This window comes from Streptomyces sp. NPDC056580, from assembly GCF_042793175.1.
In the GTDB taxonomy this organism is placed as follows: domain Bacteria; phylum Actinomycetota; class Actinomycetes; order Streptomycetales; family Streptomycetaceae; genus Streptomyces.
Genome location: NZ_JBHTVE010000015.1, coordinates 65563 through 81442, shown reverse-complemented (window position 1 = coordinate 81442; position 15880 = coordinate 65563). Strand labels below are relative to the sequence as shown.

General features: G+C 74.2%; 14 protein-coding genes. 8 read left to right on the top strand and 6 right to left on the bottom strand.

Annotation, left to right across the window (positions count from 1 at the left end; genetic code table 11):
• Nucleotides 1-87: 87 nt before the first annotated feature.
• Complete coding sequence (locus tag ACFQ9Z_RS30070) at nt 88-1002, bottom strand: HipA family kinase (RefSeq protein ID WP_383025954.1); 915 nt, start codon at nt 1000-1002, stop codon at nt 88-90.
• 211 nt (nt 1003-1213) lie between these two features.
• Here ACFQ9Z_RS30070 and ACFQ9Z_RS30065 point away from each other — a divergent pair, with 211 nt between their 5' ends.
• The gene (locus tag ACFQ9Z_RS30065; RefSeq protein ID WP_383025951.1) at nt 1214-2308 is read left to right on the top strand and encodes a PP2C family protein-serine/threonine phosphatase; all 1095 of its coding nucleotides are present in this window, start codon (nt 1214-1216) and stop codon (nt 2306-2308) included.
• Between the two features lie 279 nt (nt 2309-2587).
• Nucleotides 2588-2962, top strand: coding sequence for a hypothetical protein (locus ACFQ9Z_RS30060; protein WP_383025946.1), 375 nt, complete (start codon nt 2588-2590; stop codon nt 2960-2962).
• An 88-nt stretch (nt 2963-3050) separates the two neighbouring features.
• Here ACFQ9Z_RS30060 and ACFQ9Z_RS30055 read toward each other — a convergent pair whose 3' ends face one another.
• The gene (locus ACFQ9Z_RS30055; RefSeq protein ID WP_383025943.1) at nt 3051-4553 is read right to left on the bottom strand and encodes an IucA/IucC family protein; all 1503 of its coding nucleotides are present in this window, start codon (nt 4551-4553) and stop codon (nt 3051-3053) included.
• Between the two features lie 122 nt (nt 4554-4675).
• Between ACFQ9Z_RS30055 and ACFQ9Z_RS30050 the strand changes: the two genes are divergently transcribed.
• The 3 genes from ACFQ9Z_RS30050 to ACFQ9Z_RS30040 are packed head-to-tail and all read left to right on the top strand — an operon-like array spanning nt 4676 to nt 8265.
• Nucleotides 4676-6190: an IucA/IucC family protein gene (locus tag ACFQ9Z_RS30050; protein WP_383025940.1), complete on the top strand. Its 1515-nt coding sequence runs from the start codon at nt 4676-4678 to the stop codon at nt 6188-6190.
• A 9-nt stretch (nt 6191-6199) separates the two neighbouring features.
• Nucleotides 6200-7462, top strand: a complete 1263-nt coding sequence (locus ACFQ9Z_RS30045; protein WP_383025936.1) for a VWA domain-containing protein — start codon at nt 6200-6202, stop codon at nt 7460-7462.
• Nucleotides 7462-8265, top strand: a complete 804-nt coding sequence (locus tag ACFQ9Z_RS30040; protein ID WP_383025933.1) for a hypothetical protein — start codon at nt 7462-7464, stop codon at nt 8263-8265. The genes ACFQ9Z_RS30045 and ACFQ9Z_RS30040 overlap by 1 nt, the downstream gene beginning before the upstream one ends.
• 64 nt (nt 8266-8329) lie before the next feature.
• On the opposite strand, the gene ACFQ9Z_RS30035 is transcribed toward ACFQ9Z_RS30040, so the two are convergent.
• Nucleotides 8330-8989, bottom strand: coding sequence for a winged helix-turn-helix transcriptional regulator (locus ACFQ9Z_RS30035; RefSeq protein ID WP_383025930.1), 660 nt, complete (start codon nt 8987-8989; stop codon nt 8330-8332).
• Between the two features lie 81 nt (nt 8990-9070).
• On the opposite strand from ACFQ9Z_RS30035, the gene ACFQ9Z_RS30030 reads away from it, so the two are divergent.
• The 3 genes from ACFQ9Z_RS30030 to ACFQ9Z_RS30020 all read left to right on the top strand — a co-directional run bounded on the left by ACFQ9Z_RS30030 (nt 9071) and on the right by ACFQ9Z_RS30020 (nt 11720).
• Nucleotides 9071-10282 (top strand): pyridoxal phosphate-dependent aminotransferase, encoded by a 1212-nt coding sequence (locus ACFQ9Z_RS30030; RefSeq protein ID WP_383025927.1) that lies wholly within the window; start codon nt 9071-9073, stop codon nt 10280-10282.
• Nucleotides 10283-10378: 96 nt separating this feature from the next.
• Nucleotides 10379-10978, top strand: coding sequence for a histidine phosphatase family protein (locus ACFQ9Z_RS30025; protein ID WP_383025924.1), 600 nt, complete (start codon nt 10379-10381; stop codon nt 10976-10978).
• Nucleotides 10979-11087: 109 nt separating this feature from the next.
• Nucleotides 11088-11720, top strand: a complete 633-nt coding sequence (locus ACFQ9Z_RS30020) for a hypothetical protein (protein ID WP_383025921.1) — start codon at nt 11088-11090, stop codon at nt 11718-11720.
• Between the two features lie 478 nt (nt 11721-12198).
• Here the strand turns inward: ACFQ9Z_RS30020 and ACFQ9Z_RS30015 are convergent, their stop codons facing one another.
• From ACFQ9Z_RS30015 to ACFQ9Z_RS30005, 3 genes are all read right to left on the bottom strand, one after another.
• The gene (locus tag ACFQ9Z_RS30015; protein WP_383025918.1) at nt 12199-12600 is read right to left on the bottom strand and encodes a winged helix-turn-helix transcriptional regulator; all 402 of its coding nucleotides are present in this window, start codon (nt 12598-12600) and stop codon (nt 12199-12201) included.
• A gap of 218 nt (nt 12601-12818) precedes the next feature.
• A complete protein-coding gene (locus ACFQ9Z_RS30010; protein WP_383026462.1) occupies nt 12819-14144 on the bottom strand; it encodes a nucleobase:cation symporter-2 family protein in 1326 nt (441 codons plus the stop codon).
• Nucleotides 14145-14439: 295 nt separating this feature from the next.
• Nucleotides 14440-15819 carry an 8-oxoguanine deaminase gene (locus ACFQ9Z_RS30005; protein ID WP_383025915.1) on the bottom strand — a complete coding sequence of 460 codons (1380 nt, stop codon included), beginning with the start codon at nt 15817-15819 and terminating at the stop codon, nt 14440-14442.
• Between the last annotated feature and the right edge of the window lie 61 nt (nt 15820-15880).

Genomic DNA, 15880 nt, shown 5'->3' with positions numbered 1-15880 from the left:
CGGCTCCCCGGGCCGCCGGCCGGCGGAGTTGCACCGTGCCGGTCAGCCGAAGGGCGCCACGCCGGTCAGCCGAGCGGCCCGCGCCGGTCAGCCGAAGTGCACCGCGCCGTCCTGCTCCACCCCCGGCCTGCCGTGCAGGTCGGGGACCCGCTTGAGCCAGTCCGGACGGCCCCGCTGGGTCCTCGCCGCGCGGGCGGCCTCCTCGGCGGCCAGTTCCGCGCGGCTCGGGAAGTCGGTGGGCAGCCAGTCGGCCGACAGCCTTACCCGTTGCAGGAGGTAGTCGACGTAGGCGGCCCGGACGTCGTCGGGGGCGGCGAAGCCCGCGTCCTCGGCCAGCCAGGCGTCCGGCACCTCGGCGACGATCCCGCGCAGCAGCTCCTCGGTCACCCGGGGCGCCAGTTCCGCGTCGGCGGCCCGTACGTCGGGACCGTAGTGGCCGAGCGCGTGGTGGCGGAAGTCGTAGCGCTTGCCCGGGGTGGTGGTGTCCCAGCGATGGTGGAAGACGAGCGCGGCGCCGTGGTCGATGAGCCACAGACGCGGCGGGACCGTGCCGAGGGTGGGCCACACCATCAGGTTGGAGCTGTGCACCGTGCGGTCCACGTTGACGGTCAGCGCGTCCAGCCAGACGATCCGGCCCGCCTCCAGCGGGTCCACCGCGAAGGACTTCGCGACCTCCGGGGTGAAGTCGGCGGCGCCCGGCAGGTAGTCCATGCCGAGGTTGACGCCCGCGCTGGCGCCGTGCAGCTCCCGGACCTCCTGGTGCGGCTCGGCCGCGGCGATCGCCGGATCGAAGTGGACGAGGACCAGTTCGGGGAAGCGCAGGCCGAGCGCCCGCGCGAGCTCCCCGACGATCACCTCGGCGACCAGCGCCTTGTGCCCCTGCGCCGAGCCGGTGAACTTCACGACGTAGGTGCCGAGGTCGTCGGCCTCGACGACGCCGGGCACGGAGCCGCCCGAGTGCAGCGGCGCCACATAGCGGTCGGCGGTGACCTCCCTCAGCATCGCCCAGAGCTCCGCGGCTCGTTCACCGTACGTTCCACGACCAGCTCCAACGCGATGCACCCCGGGCGACGGCCCCGGGTCCCCGCAGCGGGAACCCGTGAAGTCCGAACGCCATCGTCGCACAGCCCGGCCGCGCTCGCCGATCGTTGTCCGGCGGTGCAGTGTGGGGAGCGTGGGTTCCTGGCGGCGGCTCCTTCACGGCCTCGGACGTGTGCGGCGGTCACGGCACACCGTGCTGCTGCTGCCGGTCGCGCTCATCGTCCTGATCACGGTCGCGGACGTCGTCACCCCGTCCGACGTCGTCCTCGGCCCGCTCCTGGTGATCGCGCCCGCGCTCACCGCGTGGTCCAGGGGCCCCTGGGTCACGGGCGGCATCGGGGCCCTGGCGCTGGCGGCCCAGGCCTTCATCGGCCGGCACTCCAGTGTGCTGACCTCGCGGGGCGAGATCGTGCAGCTCATAGCGCTGGCGGTGCTCACCGCGCTGATCGTGGCCCTGTGCGCGGCCAGGGAGCGGCGCAGCCGCCAGCTGGCCCAGGTCCGCTCGGTCGCCGAGGCCGCCCAGCACGTCCTGATGTGGCCCCTGCCCAAGCAGCTCGGGCCGCTGCGGCTCGCCTGCCTCTACGTGGCCGCCGCCGACGAGGCCGAGATCGGCGGCGACCTCTACGCGGCCGCGCGCACCGAGGACGCGGTCCGCGTGGTGATCGGCGACGTGCGGGGCAAGGCCCTGCCCGCGATCGGCGAGGCCGCCCTCGTGCTCGGCGCGTTCCGGGAAGCGGCCCACCAGCACGAAGAGCTGCCCGGGCTGGCCTTCGCGCTGGAGCGCAGCGTCGCGCGCTACCTCGCCGACTTCGAGCCCCTGGACGAGGCCGGGGAGCGCTTCGTCACGGCGCTGCTGCTGGAGATCCCCGACGAGGAGCCGATCGTCCGCATGACCAGTTGCGGGCACGTGGCGCCGCTCCTGCTCCATCCGGGCGGCGCCGTGACCGCCCCCGAGCTGCGTCCCGCGCCGCCCCTGGGCGTCGGTCTGACCGACGCCGGGGACCACCCCGTGGACGTCCTGCCCTTCGGGCCCCACGACACGCTGCTGCTGTACACCGACGGCGTCGTGGAGGCCCGCGACCGCGACGGGGCCTTCTACCCCCTCGCGGACCGCGCCGCCCAGTGGACCGACAGCTCCCCCCAGGCGCTGATCCAGCACATCCGGCGCGACCTGATCGCCCACACGGGCGGGCGTCTCGGCGACGACGTCGCCCTCCTCGCCCTGCGCCACGCACCGGCGCACACGCGGTCCCACGTCCCCTCCTGAACGGCCGGGTCCGGGCGGGCCGGACCCGTGGCCGCGCGAAGGTGAGCACCGGGCGAGAAAGGCTGTCCGAATGCCGGACCCGGTACGCCCCGGCGGCAGTCCGGCCGGGACGTACGGCGGTGTTCTCACCGTCCGCACGCCGAGCTATTACGCCATGGTTACCCGCGTCACCGGCGGCGGCCCGGTCGTCCGGGGCGGAGGACTGGCGTGGTGACTGCACGATGCGCTCCGCACGATCCGGGTTCTGACGGGTCGTACTTCTCCCGGATGGAGGCCGCAATGTACGTGCATCCACGCGGGTTCGCCGCGTCAGCGGTGTCCGCCGCGCTGCTCTGCGCCGGCGCGGGACCGGCGCCGGCCGCCACGACGCCGCCGGCCCGTCCCGCCTCGATCACGGTCAAGGCCGGCCCCACGACCGTGAAGGCCGGGCACACGGTCCGGTTCGCCGGGCACACCACCGGCATCCGGGCCGGAGCCGCGGTACGGCTGCAGGTGGACAAGAACGGCAAGTGGCTCCCGCTCCATGTGAACTCCAAGGTGAGGAAGGGCAACACCTTCGCCCTCTCGACCCGGTTGCACATGAAGGGAAGCCGGCACTTCCGCGTCGCCGCGGGCCGCACCCACTCGCCGACCGTCAACGTGACGGTGCAGTAGGCCGTTCACCCACCGAGGGGGGCGGGAGCCCCTGTGTGTGTCCGCCCGGGCGGACACGGCTCCTCCGCCCGGGCGGCCGCCGCGTGCGTCAGCGGCCCGCCAGCGGGTTCGGCACGGGCAGGTAGCGGGCGGCGGCGCCGTCCGCGCCGGTCCAGCGCAGCAGCAGGTTGGTCTTGCCGGGGAGGGTGGGCGAGGCCAGCAGGGCGGGGATCTCGGGCAGGTCGTGGCGGGCCAGTTCACGGCGGGCGGCGGGCCAGGGGTCGATTCCCGGGTGGTGCTCGGCGAGTGCCCCGGCGATCTCGGTCAGGTTGTTGACCACCAGGCAGTACACCAGCCGCTCCCAGCCGGCTGCCCGGGGGACGTCCGGGAGCAGTTTGACGCCCTCGGCGTCCCGGAACAGGGCCTGCACGGGCAGGCCCGCCCGGTCCACGGCGACCAGGGTGTTCTGCAGGTGCGCCTCCAGGACGACGCCGTGGCCGGCGAAGGCCGTCAGGACGGGCGGCACGACCTGCCGCAGGTACGCCTCCCACCAGGCCCCGGGGTCCTCGGCGACGGCCAGCGGACTGCCCTCGAACCCCTCGGCCAGCCCGGCGGCGAGCAGCGCGGTGGCGCCGGGCAGGAGGGCGTCGCGCAGGCCGCCGCGCACCAGCACGGCCAGTTCCTCGAAGGCGAAGGCGGCGGTGCGGTAGCCGCGGTCGGGCAGCCAGGCGGCGGGCGGGCCCATCGCACGGAACGCACCTTCCACGGCGGTGTTGGCGCGGGTCAGTGCCAGCAGGTCGTGGCGCCACAGCCGGCGGATGTCGTTGGTGATGCGCACGTCCAGGCTGAACTTCAGGAACAGGTCGCGCCGGGGCTCGTACACCGTGCGGATCGCCGCCGTGGGCCAGGTGTCGAAGCCGGTGGCGCCGAGCCCGACCAGCCTGCCGTCGGCGAACGCGGGGGCCAGGGCGTGGGCGGCGAGGTCGAGCTGCCAGGGGTGGGCGGGCAGCAGCCGGTAGCCGGGCGGGGCGGAGCCGAGGGCGTCGAGGGCGCTGGTGTCCCCCTCCTCGGCCACCTGGTCCTCGCGCACCCCGAGCAGGGCGAGCGGGAAGCGGGCGTGCGCCTCGGGGGCGTACGGCAGCCAGGCAGCGGACGGGCCGCCGCCCCGCGCCTTGGGGGCCGGGTGGCAGGGGTGGCCGGTGATCAGGGACTGCTCGGAGCGCAGGTAAGGGTCCGCGGGCGCCGTCGCCCGGGCCCGGGCCGCGAGCAGGGCGGCGACGGTCTCCCGGCTGTCGATCATCTCGGCGGGCAGGTCGTCGCACGGCCGGCCGGTGTGCCGGCGCAGCTCCTCGGCGACCAGTTTGACCAGCTCGGCGTGGTCGAGGCGGTGCCAGACCCCGGCCGCGCGGACCTCCGGGCCGGCGGGCCGGCGGCCGGCCCGCACACGCAGCAGCCGGCCGGTGCCGGGCAGCCGGAACACCCGGTGTTCCCCGGCGGGCGGCAGCGGCTCGGCGACCTCCCGCAGCAGGCAGTTCAGCAGGGGGGCTGCCGCGTAGGCGTCGGCGCGCCGTCCTGCTTCGTCACTGGGAGGCTTGAGGTCCACGCGATCCACTCGTCCGTCGTCGGGGCCGCTCGCGCCGGACCGCCGGTTCGGTGCCGGGGGCCGGTGGCGATCAGTATGTCTGCCGTACCCGACAATCGTCCCCTGAGCCGGCCTTTCCCGAGGAGCCGAACGTGTACGACTCAGCCACCGCCGAGGCGGGGCTGGCCGAGGAGCTGGCCTCCGTCCGGCCCGGTCTGCTGCCCCGGTACCGGGCCGCGCTGCCCGGCGCCCGGGCGGCGGTGCTGACCCGGCTGTGGCGGGCCCTGGCGTACGAGCCGCTGCCGTGGATCTCCCGCCGCACCGGTTCGGCGCACGGCCTGGTGCTGCGGCTCGCCGACGGCCGGGACCTGACGGGGCCGCCCGCGGACCCGTACGCGACCGCCGGGTACGTCACGTCCGTACGCCTCGGCCGGGAGCGCTACGACGACCCGGCGCGGCTCATGGCCGACCTCGCGGTGCCGCACGCCGCCGGTTTCGCGGCCGAGCTGGCCCACAGCACCGCGTCGCTGGCCCTCTCGCGGGCCGGTGCGGATCCTTCGCGGAGCCGGGCGGAGCGGGACTGGGAGTGGGAGCAACGGGTGACCGACGGTCATCCCTACCACCCCAACTGCCGTTCCCGGCCCGGTTTCTCGGTGGCGGACCAGCTGGCCTACGCACCGGAGCACGCTCCGGTGGTGGAGCTGGGGACGGTCCCGGTGGCGGCCGAGAGCTGTCTGCTGTCGGGCGAGTGGCCGGACGAACTCCGGGACGGTGAAAGGCTGTTGCTGCCGGTGCACCCCTGGCAGGCGGACCATGTGCTCAAGCGGCCGTACGACCCCTGGCGGTCCGCGCACCCGCTGATGTCGCTGCGGACGCTGGCCCTGCCCGGCGGCCCCCACGTCAAGACCGCGCTGAGCGCCCGGCTGACCTCGTCGGTGCGGGACATCTCCGCATACTCCGTCGAGGTGGCGGCGGCCCTGTCGGCGTTCGCGACGGACCTGGCGGGCCGCACCGGCGGCCTGCTGCACATCACCCGCACGCTGGGCGCGGTCACCGCGCACTCCCCCGATCTGGCCGCACTGCTGCGGGAGCCGCCCGCCGCGTACGCGGGCCCCGGCGAGCGGGTGCTGCCGGTCGCGGCGCTGCCCGGCACCGGACTGCCGGACTCCCCCGCATGGCTGGCCGCTTTCGCCCGGCTGGCGCTGACGGTGGGTCTGCGGCTGCTGGACCTCGGTGTGGCCCTGGAGGCCCACGGCCAGAACCTGCTGGTGATCACCTCGGCGGACGGCACCCCGTTGCGGCTGGTCTACCGGGACCTCGCCGACATCCGGATCAGTCCCGCCCGGCTGGCCCGGCACGGCGTCGCCCCGCCCCCGCTGACCGGCCGCCTGGTCACGGACGACGAAACGGCCCTGCGCCGCAAGCTGTTCGGCTCCCTGGTGGCCGGCGCCCTCGCCGGTACGGCGGGCTCGGCGCCGGCGCTCGGGGCGGCGCTGGCGGCGGCCCTGCCCGCGCTGCCGGACACGCCCGACCTCGCCGTGCTGCGCGAAGGCCCGTTGCCCGCCAAGGCGCTGACGCTGATGCGGCTGTCCCCGGAGACCCCCGGCGACCAGTGGACCGCGCTGCCCAACCCGCTCGTTTTGGAGCCCGGCACCCGAGATCAATAAGATCCGCCGATGATCAGAAGACAACGGCTGGCGGCGGGAGTGTGCGCTCTCCTCGCCGCCCTGACGGCCGGGCTCGCGTTCCCCGCCGGGGCCGTAGCCGACGAGACGGAACAGTCCGCCCCGAAGGTCGAACTCGTGCTGGACGTCAGCGGCTCCATGCGGACGCGGGACATCGACGGCGGTACCCGGATGGCCGCGGCGAAGCAGGCGTTCAACGAGGTGCTCGACGCCACGCCGGAGGAGGTCGAGCTCGGCATACGCACGCTGGGCGCCGACTACCGCGGAAACGACCGCAAGACGGGCTGCAAGGACACCGCGCGGCTCTACCCGGTCGGGCCGCTGGACCGGACCGAGGCGAAGACCGCGGTGGCCACCCTGGCCCCGACCGGCTGGACGCCGATCGGGCCCGCGCTGCTGAAGGCCGCCGACGACCTGGACGGCGGCGAGGGCGCCCGCCGCATCGTCCTCATCAGCGACGGCGAGGACACCTGCCAGCCGCTGGACCCGTGCGAGGTGGCCCGCGAGATAGCGGCCAAGGGCATCGGGCTGACGATCGACACCCTCGGCCTGGTCCCGGACGCCAAGACCCGCGACCAGCTCAGCTGCATCGCGGACGCGACCGGCGGCACCTACACCTCCGTGCGGCACAAGGAGGAACTGAGCGACCGGGTAGGGCAGTTGGTCGACCGGGCGGCCGATCCGGTGGTGACCCCGGTGGCCACCGAGGGCGCCGGCGAGTGCGCCGCGGCGCCGGCCCTGAAGTCCGGTCTCTACACCGACCGCGAGGAGTTCGGGCAGCAGCGCTGGTACAAGGTCGAGGTGAACCCCGGCCAGGAGGTGCGCGCCTCGGTGAGCGTGGCGGACGACCGGGCCGTGAACCCCGACTACGGGGTCCTGCTGCGGGCGGTGACGCTGCACGGCCGGGAGATCGTGCGCGGTGAGGCGGCGGGCAACGGCCGCACCGACGTGATCTCCACGGGCCTCAGGTACCCGAGGCCGGAGAGCGACGACGACAACGCGACCGCGGAGACCGTGTGCCTGCAGGTCACGAACTCCTTCTCGGCCGCCGCGGGCGTCAAGACGAGCCCGGGTCTGCCGCTGGAGCTGACCGTGGACGTGGTGGACGGGCCGTCGAAGGCGAGCGACGTGGCGGCCTTCGGTCTCGGCCGCGGCTGGTGGCTGCTCGGCGCCCTGGTGCTGGCCGGCTTCGTCGGCGGTCTGCTGTGGGGCTGGCTGTCGCGCTGGCGGGTCGCCGTCTGGAGGACGAACTGATGCGAATCACACGTGTGCTGGGCGCTGCGCTGCTGGCGCTCGGGCTGGCCGCCGGACCGGCGGCCGCCGACTCCACGCCGTCGCCGAGCGCCTCGGACGACGGCAAGGTGCCCACCCGGGCGGGCACCTCCTTCCGCACGGCGACGGAGCTCGAGCAGGGGCAGCGGGCCACCGCGTCCGGCTCCGTCGGCGACTACCTGTACTGGTCGTTCCCCGCGGACGCGGAACAGCGCCCGACGGTCGAGGCGACGGTGAAGCTGCCGCGGACGCACGGCACGCAGACCTGGCAGATCGACGTCTACGACGGCCTGCGCCGCCGCCAGTCCTGCCAGTACGGCGCCGCGACCCGCACCGCGGGGCAGGGGACGTCCTCGGTCGAGCTGGCCTGTGTGCTGCGCACGGTGCGCGCCTGGGCGGAGCCGTGGGCCAACGACCCGCTGCCGGGCACCTACTACGTGCGGCTGACCGTGGTGGACCTGGCCTCGTCCGACCTGGGGCAGCCGGTGAGCACCGAGGTCCGCGTCGGCTCCAAGGACATCGGCGGCGCGGCGGCCGTGGACGGCTCGCTGGCGAAGCCGCTGGTCCCCGGGATCGCGGCCGGGTCCCGGGCCGATGAGCGGGACGGCTCCAAGTCGGCGGTGCTGTCGGGCGTCGAACCGGACGACGGCTGGTCCTCCGGCTGGTGGTCCGACCGCTGGGTGTGGACCGCGATCGGCGGAGTGCTGGCCGCGCTCGCCGGCATCGGCGGCTACGCGCTCACGCGCGGCTCGGGGCGCCCGTCCCGGGTACCGCCGTCCGTCTGATCCACGGCCGCGTCCGGCTCGCAGAGGAAGGCCCGCCGCCCCGGCGGGCCTTCCGCGTCTCCGCTCACGTGCCGCCCGGGCCGGCCTCCCGCCCTCCCGTACCCTCCCGCAGCGCCTCGGCGAGTGCGCCGTCGCCGGTCACGGTGATCCGCCCGGCCCGTACGGCGTCCGCCGGCGTCAGCTCGCCACGGCAGACGGCCGTGCAGGTCGCCGAGTCCAGCACCAGCCGCGCGTCCACCGGGCCGGGCGCGGGCCCGTCCCCGTAGGCCGGGCCGTCCCCGGCGCCCAGGCGGAGGTGGAACTCGCCCTCCTCCAGCAGGACTTCGACGATCCCTTCGCCCTCCAGGGCCCGCAGCAGGGGCAGCGCGGACCAGTGCGCGCGGACCGCGTCCGTGGGCCGCAGCTCCCCCAGTTCGCCCTCGCCCCACTTCCCCAGGGCCTGCAGCACGGGCAGCAACGCGCGTCCACGCTCGCTGAGTTCGTAGACGTAGGCCGCGCCCGGCGGGGGCAGCCGCCGCCGGGTGGCGATGCCGTCGCGTTCCATGTCCTTCAGCCGGGAGGCGAGTACGTCCGTGCTCACGCCGGGCAGGTCGGCGTGCAGGTCCGTGTAGCGGCGCGGGCCGGCCAGCAGTTCCCGGACGATCAGCAGGGTCCAGCGGTCGCCCACGAGGTCCAGGGCGCGGGCTGCTGAGCAGTACTGGTCGTAGCTTCGGCGAGGTGACATGCGGCGCAGTCTAGACGGGTTGTTGGACTTTCCAAGCTCACGCTTGGTAAAACCAAGCAACACGAGTTCCCGGAGGGGCGCATGGAGTTCCGGCAGTCGAACAAGCTCAGCGAGGTCTGTTACGAGATCCGCGGCCCGGTGATCGAGCACGCGGACGCGCTGGAGGAGGCGGGCCACAGCGTGCTGCGCCTGAACACGGGCAACCCGGCGCTGTTCGGCTTCGAGGCGCCCGAGGAGATCCTCCAGGACATGATCCGGATGCTGCCCCGGGCGCACGGCTACACGGACTCGCGCGGTGTCCTGTCCGCCCGCCGCGCCGTGGCCCAGCGCTACCAGACCCTCGGCCTCGCGGTGGACGTCGACGACGTGTTCCTCGGCAACGGCGTCTCGGAGCTGGTCTCCATGGCCGTACAGGCACTGGTCGAGGACGGCGACGAAATCCTCATCCCCGCCCCGGACTTCCCGCTGTGGACGGCGGTGACGACGCTGGCCGGCGGCAAGGCGGTGCACTACCTCTGCGACGAGCGGGCCGACTGGAACCCGGACCTGGCCGACCTGGAGTCGAAGATCACCGACCGCACCAAGGCCGTGGTGATCATCAACCCGAACAACCCCACCGGCGCGGTCTACCCGAAGGAGGTGGTGGAGGGCATCCTCGACCTCGCCCGCCGGCACGGCCTGATGGTCCTCGCCGACGAGATCTACGACCAGATCCTCTACGACGACGCCGTCCACCACTCCGCCGCCGCCCTCGCCCCCGACCTGGTGGTCCTCACCTTCTGCGGCCTGTCGAAGACGTACCGGGTGGCCGGCTTCCGCTCCGGCTGGCTGGTCGTCACCGGGCCAAGGCAGCACGCGAAGGACTACCTGGAGGGCCTGACGATGCTGGCCTCCATGCGGCTGTGCGCCAACGCGCCCGCGCAGTACGCCATCCAGGCGGCGCTCGGCGGCCGCCAGTCCATCCGCGACCTCACCGCGCCCGGCGGACGGCTGTACGAGCAGCGCACCGTGGCCTGGGAGAAGCTCAACGAGATCCCCGGGGTGTCCTGCGTGAAGCCCAAGGGCGCGCTGTACGCCTTCCCGCGCCTGGACCCCAAGGTGCACCGGATCCACGACGACGAGAGGTTCGTCCTCGACCTGCTGCTGCGCGAGAAGATCCAGGTGGTCCAGGGCACCGGCTTCAACTGGCCCGCACCCGACCACTTCCGCATCCTCACCCTTCCGCACGCACAGGACCTGGAGGCGGCGATCGGCCGGATCGGCCGCTTCCTGGGCGGGTACCGGCAGGGGTAGCGGCCGGCGTCCGGGCCGCCCCGCCCTGCGGACGTGCGGAGCGGTGTGAAACCGTGCTGGAGCATGCGCTGAAGATCAGCAAGAAGGGCGTTTCACGTGGGTGACCTTTTGCTTGTCCGGCACGGGGAGACCGAGTGGTCGCGCTCCGGGCGGCACACCGGCCGGACCGATGTGCCCCTGACCGAGCACGGCCGGGAGGAGGCGCGCCGGCTGGCGCCGCTGGTCCGCTCGCACCGCATCGGCGCCGCGTTCGTCAGCCCGCTGCAGCGGGCCCGGGAGACCGCCGCGCTCATCGGCGTCCGCGACGCCCGGGTCGACGCCGACCTGTGCGAATGGGACTACGGCGGCTACGAGGGCGTGACCACGGTGGAGATCCAGCGGGAGCGGCCCGACTGGTTCCTGTTCACGGACGGGGTCGCGCCCGGGCCGCCGGATCATCCCGGGGAGAGCCCGGAGGAGGTCGGGGCGCGGGCGGACCGGATGCTCGGCAAGGTGGACGCCGCCCTGGCGAACACCGAGGGTGTGGTGCTGCTGGTCGCCCACGGCCATTTCCTGCGGGTCCTCACCGCGCGCCGGCTCGGGCTGCCGCCGCAGCACGGGGCGCTGTTCCAGCTCGGGACCGGCGCGCTGGGCCGGCTCGGCACCGAGCACGGGCGGCCCGTGGTCGCGGGGTGGAACGTCCGGGTGCCCGGCTGACCGGCGCCGCCCACTGAGCCGGGCCCGTTGTCGGACCCCCGTCGTACGCTCGGGAACGAGTCGCCGGTCCGGTGACCGAAGGAGCCGGCGCCGCGGAAGGGGGCTCGCCGTGACACGTCCGCCGACTGTCGCGCAGCGGCGGCTGATCGAGGCCGCCGATCCGGTGACCGGGCGGCTGCGGGGCACGCGGGCGCAACTGGAGGCGCTGGTGAGGCGCGGGCTCGCCTTCCGCCATCCGCGGCCGCCGCACGACCACTTCCTCACGCCCGCCGGGCACCGGGTGCGCGAGGCGGAACCACCGGCGCCGCCCGTCGCCGGGGAGCCCGGCACCGACGGCGGCGGGGGCTTCGCCGCGCGCGTCGGCGGCGAGGAGCCGGCGCCGGTGTCCGCGGGCGCCCGGCTGCGTGAGGTGCACAGCGCCTGGCAGGGACTGCTGGAGCTGCGCCGGATGACCAACCCGGACGGCGCGACAGGCCGCCCGTGCGGCTGGGAGCGGACCCACCTGGTGCGGGCCGCCGCGCTCGCCCTGGAGGCGGCGGGGCACCGCCCGGCGGGCCCGGACGGCGACGGCTACCGGGTGCGGGCGACACCGCAGCCGGAGGCGGTCGCCGTGTACGCGCCCGACGAGCCGTTCCTGCGGGCGTGCGCGGAGACGCTGGAGCGGGCCGGCTGGCAGGCCGGCGCGTACACGGAGCCGCGGACGCGGGTGCGCTATCTGCTGGCATCGCCGCGGCGGACCTGAGACGCGGCACGGCCGCGCCCTCACGCGTCCGGCGGCGGACGTGCGGCACCGTGCGGCACCGTGCGCGGCCGCGACCGCGCCCCGGCCCGCGACGTCCTCCTCGAAGACCTCCGGACAGCAGGGCCGCAGGGTCTTTCGTCCGGATCAGGCCGGATCAGGGAGCGGGGTCCGGTGCCGTGCGTCGCAAGACGGAGGAGGGCCGCATGGCGGAGCCATCGCAGCCGACGACAACGCGGCCAGACGCGGTGCCGGACCGCGAGCCCGGCATGATCCGGACGAGGGGCCCCAGGATCTTTCGTGTGGATCAGGCCGGATCAGGGAGCGGGGTCCGGTGCCGTGCGTCGCAAGGCGGAGGAGGGCCGCATGGCGGAGCCATCGCAGCCGACGACAACGCGGCCAGACGCGGTGCCGGACCGCGAGCCCGGCATGATCGGGACGAGGGGCTCCAGGGGCTTTCGCCTGATCCGGACGAGAGGCCCTAAGCGTCGAGCAGCTCGGGCGGGTGCTCGGCGTCGTAGCGGGCCCGGGCCTCGGCGACGTACGCCCCGTTGCGCTCGGCCCAGTGGGCCAGCCTGCGCAGCGTCGGCTGCAACTCGCGGGCGGCCGGCGTGAGTCCGTACTCCACCTTCGGCGGAACCGTCGGGTGCACCGTACGCGTGACCAGGCCGTCGCGCTCCAGGTGGCGCAGGGTCAGGGAGAGCATGCGGCGGCTGATGCCCTCGATGCCGCGTTCCAGATCCGTGAACCGTACGGGCCCCTCGGCGGCGGCCACGAGGATCTGCACGCTCCACTTGCCGGCCACCCGGTCGATGACCTCACGGACCGGGCAGGCGTCCGCGTCCGCCGCCCGGACGGTGACACCGGTGTTCCTGCGCGACATCGGAACTCCTTCCGCCCGCACGCTCGCCAACGCGGCCCCGTCGCGCCCCTGACCGGCGACGGCGGCATCGCCACGAACATAACCCCGCCGGCCGCCTCCCGCCGTTCCGCGCACCGGCCGCCCGATGACGGCGGCCCGTACGAGGGCGCGGCGCCCCGGCGGCAGGAGACGGCGCGGGGCCGTGGCCGCCGCGCCGCCTCCCGCCGCACGCGTCCCGCTCAGTGGGCGGGAGCCAGTTCCTCGCCCGACTCCATCGGATGGGTGACGTCGGTGGCGTCGCGGTTCCGGCCCAGGTGGTTGAAGACCAGGTTGAGGAGGACCGCGGTGAGGCACCCGGTGGAGATACCGGAGTCCAGGACGATCTTCGCGGTGTCCGGGAACGCGTGGTAGAACTCCGGCGCCGTTATCGGGATGATGCCGACGGCCAGGGACACGGCGACGATCAGGACGTTGTTGTCCCGCTCCAGGCCGGCCCGGACCAGGGTCTGGATGCCACTGGCCGCGACCGAGCCGAACAGCACGACGCCGGCGCCGCCGAGGACCGGGCGTGGTACGACCGCGATGAGCGAGGCGGCCATCGGGCACAGGCCCATCAGGACCAGGAAGCCGCCGCCGACGGCGACCACGAAGCGGCTGCGGATCCTGGTCATGGCGACGAGCCCGATGTTCTGCGCGAAGGCGCTGCACATGAAGCCGTTGAAGAGGGGGCTGAGGGCCGAGCCGAGGGTGTCGGCGCGCAGGCCGGCCGCGATGGTCCGCTCGTCCGCGGGCCGTTCGACGATCTCGCCCAGTGCCAGCATGTCCGCCGTCGACTCGGTCATCGACACCACCATCACCACGCACATCGACAGGATGGCGGCGATGTGGAACTGCGGGGCGCCGAAGTGGAACGGTGTCGGGAAGCCCACCACGGCCGCCTTCGTCACCGGGGCGAAGTCCGTGACGCCGAAGGGTATGGCTATCAGGGTGCCCGCCATCAGGCCGAGCAGGACCGCGATCTGCTTGACGAAGCCGCGCGTGAAGCGGCGCAGCAGCAGCACGATCAGCAGGGTGACGCCGGCCAGGGTGAGGTTGGTGGCCGAACCGTAGTCGTGGGCGGCCGGGTTCGGCCCCTGTGCCCAGTTGAAGGCGACCGGGAGCAGCGAGACGCCGATCAGGGTGATGACCGTGCCGGTGACGACCGGCGGGAAGAAGCGGACCGCCTTGCAGAAGACGGGAGCCGCGAGGAAGCCGAGGAGGCCGGCGACGATGACCGCGCCGAAGATCATCGGCAGGGCGTCGGACTTGTCCTCGGCGGAGGCGACGATCGCCGTCATGGGGGCGACACCGGCGAAGGTGACCCCGTTGACGAAGGGCAGCCGGGCGCCGATCTTCCAGATGCCGAGGGTCTGCAGGAAGGTCGCGAGACCGGCGGTGAAGAGACAGGCGCCGGTGAGGAAGGTGAGGTCGGTGCCGGACAGGCCTACGGCCGCGCCGACGATCAGGGGCGGGGCTACGACCCCCGCGTACATGGCGGCCACGTGCTGCAGGCCGCTGGTCGCCATCTTCAGGGCGGGGAGTTTCTCGTCCACGGGGTGGACGGACTTTTCGTCGGTGTCGACGGGGTGGGCGGACACGGCGGCTCCTCCGGTCGGTGGGACACGTCGGCTCTGACGCGGTTTCAGGGAGGTGGTGCGCGGCGGTCGTGCGGGACCGGTGGGCCCCAGGGGGCCCGCGAACGGAGACCGTTCCGGGGCGCGCGCCTTCACGCGCGCCCCGGAGCCGGCCGCTGCGGACCCCGCTGGGGTCCGCCGCTGCCGGCCGGGAGCCGTCCCTCCCGGCCGGAGTTCCAGTGCGGGCTCAGCCCTGGGCGGCGATGCGCGCCAGACGCCGGGCCTCGTCCCGCGTGGAGCGGGCGACGGCGTCCTCGTCGACGGTCAGCAGGCGGCCGTCCTCGACGATCTGCCGGCCGTTGACGAAGGAGGCGGTGACCGGGGCCGCCGCGCCGAAGACCAGGGCGGTCACCGGGTCGGCGATGGAGGCGTGGGCGAGGGTGTCCAGCTTCCACAGCACCAGGTCGGCCAGCTTGCCCGGCTCCAGCGAGCCGGTCTCGGCGGCGCGGCCGAGGACCTGGGCACCGCCGTGGGTGCCCAGACGCAGCGCCTGCCGGGCGTTGAGCGCGGCCTCGCGGTGGGCGCCGAGGCGGTTGATGAGGAGCGCGTTGCGCAGTTCGGTGTGCAGTTCGCCCGACTCGTTGGACGCCGTGCCGTCGACGCCGAGGCCGACGGGCACGCCCGCCTCCAGCATGTCGGGGACGCGGGCGATGCCGGCCGCGAGGCGGGCGTTGGAGGAGGGGCAGTGCGCCACACCGGTCCGGGTCCGGGCGAAGGCGGCGATGTCGGAGTCGTTCATGTGGACGCAGTGCGCCATCCACACGTCCTCGCCCAGCCAGCCGGTGGACTCGAAGTAGTCGGTCGGGCCCATGCCGAACAGCTCGTGGCAGAACTTCTCCTCCTCGACGGTCTCCGAGCCGTGGGTGTGCAGCCGGACCCCGAGTGAACGGGCCAGTTCGGCGCCCTGCCTGAGCAGTTCGGTGGAGACGGAGAAGGGGGAGCAGGGGGCGACGGCGACCTGGGTCATGGCGTCGAAGGAGGAGTCGTGGTGCTCCCTGACGGTCGCCTCGGTGGCGGCGAGGGCGCCCTCGAGGGACTCGACGGCGAAGTCCGGGGGCAGGCCGCCGTCCTTCTCGCTGCGGTCCATGGAGCCGCGGGCCAGGGTGAAGCGGACGCCCGTCTCACGGGCGGCGCGGATGATCGCGCCGGACAGGTCGCCGGAGCCGCGCGGGTACACGTAGTGGTGGTCCATGGCCGTGGTCACGCCGCCGCGGGCCATCATCGCCAGCGAGCCCCGGGCCGCCGCGTCGACCATCGGCTCGTCGATGCGCGCCCAGGTCGGGTACAGCGCGACGAGCCAGTCGAAGAGGTTGTGGTCCGTGGCCAGACCCCGGGTGATCCACTGATAGAAGTGGTGGTGGGTGTTGACCAGGCCGGGGGTGACGAGGTGCCCGGTGGCGTCGATGCGGCGTACGACGTTCTCCAGGTCCTCGGGGGCCTTGCCCGCGCCGACCGCCTCGATGCGGTTGCCGGCGATGACCAGGTACCCGGAGGCGTACTCGGTGTCGTCGGCGTCGACGGTCGCGATCGAACAGTTCTCGATGACGATGCGCTGGGCTGCTGCCATGATTCGTCCTTTTCGCTCAGCGGACTGAAATGGGTGGGCACGGCAGGACCCTGGAGGATTT

Excerpts from the sequence above, each read along its gene's own strand:
- ACFQ9Z_RS30070 (WP_383025954.1), bottom strand. The coding sequence starts at position 1,002 with ATGCTGAGGGAGGTCACCGCCGACCGCTATGTGGCGCCGCTGCACTCG.
- ACFQ9Z_RS30060 (WP_383025946.1), top strand. The coding sequence starts at position 2,588 with ATGTACGTGCATCCACGCGGGTTCGCCGCGTCAGCGGTGTCCGCCGCG.
- ACFQ9Z_RS30045 (WP_383025936.1), top strand. The coding sequence starts at position 6,200 with ATGATCAGAAGACAACGGCTGGCGGCGGGAGTGTGCGCTCTCCTCGCC.
- ACFQ9Z_RS30040 (WP_383025933.1), top strand. The coding sequence starts at position 7,462 with ATGCGAATCACACGTGTGCTGGGCGCTGCGCTGCTGGCGCTCGGGCTG.
- ACFQ9Z_RS30035 (WP_383025930.1), bottom strand. The coding sequence starts at position 8,989 with ATGTCACCTCGCCGAAGCTACGACCAGTACTGCTCAGCAGCCCGCGCC.
- ACFQ9Z_RS30030 (WP_383025927.1), top strand. The coding sequence starts at position 9,071 with ATGGAGTTCCGGCAGTCGAACAAGCTCAGCGAGGTCTGTTACGAGATC.
- ACFQ9Z_RS30015 (WP_383025918.1), bottom strand. The coding sequence starts at position 12,600 with ATGTCGCGCAGGAACACCGGTGTCACCGTCCGGGCGGCGGACGCGGAC.
- ACFQ9Z_RS30010 (WP_383026462.1), bottom strand. The coding sequence starts at position 14,144 with ATGGCGACCAGCGGCCTGCAGCACGTGGCCGCCATGTACGCGGGGGTC.
- ACFQ9Z_RS30005 (WP_383025915.1), bottom strand. The coding sequence starts at position 15,819 with ATGGCAGCAGCCCAGCGCATCGTCATCGAGAACTGTTCGATCGCGACC.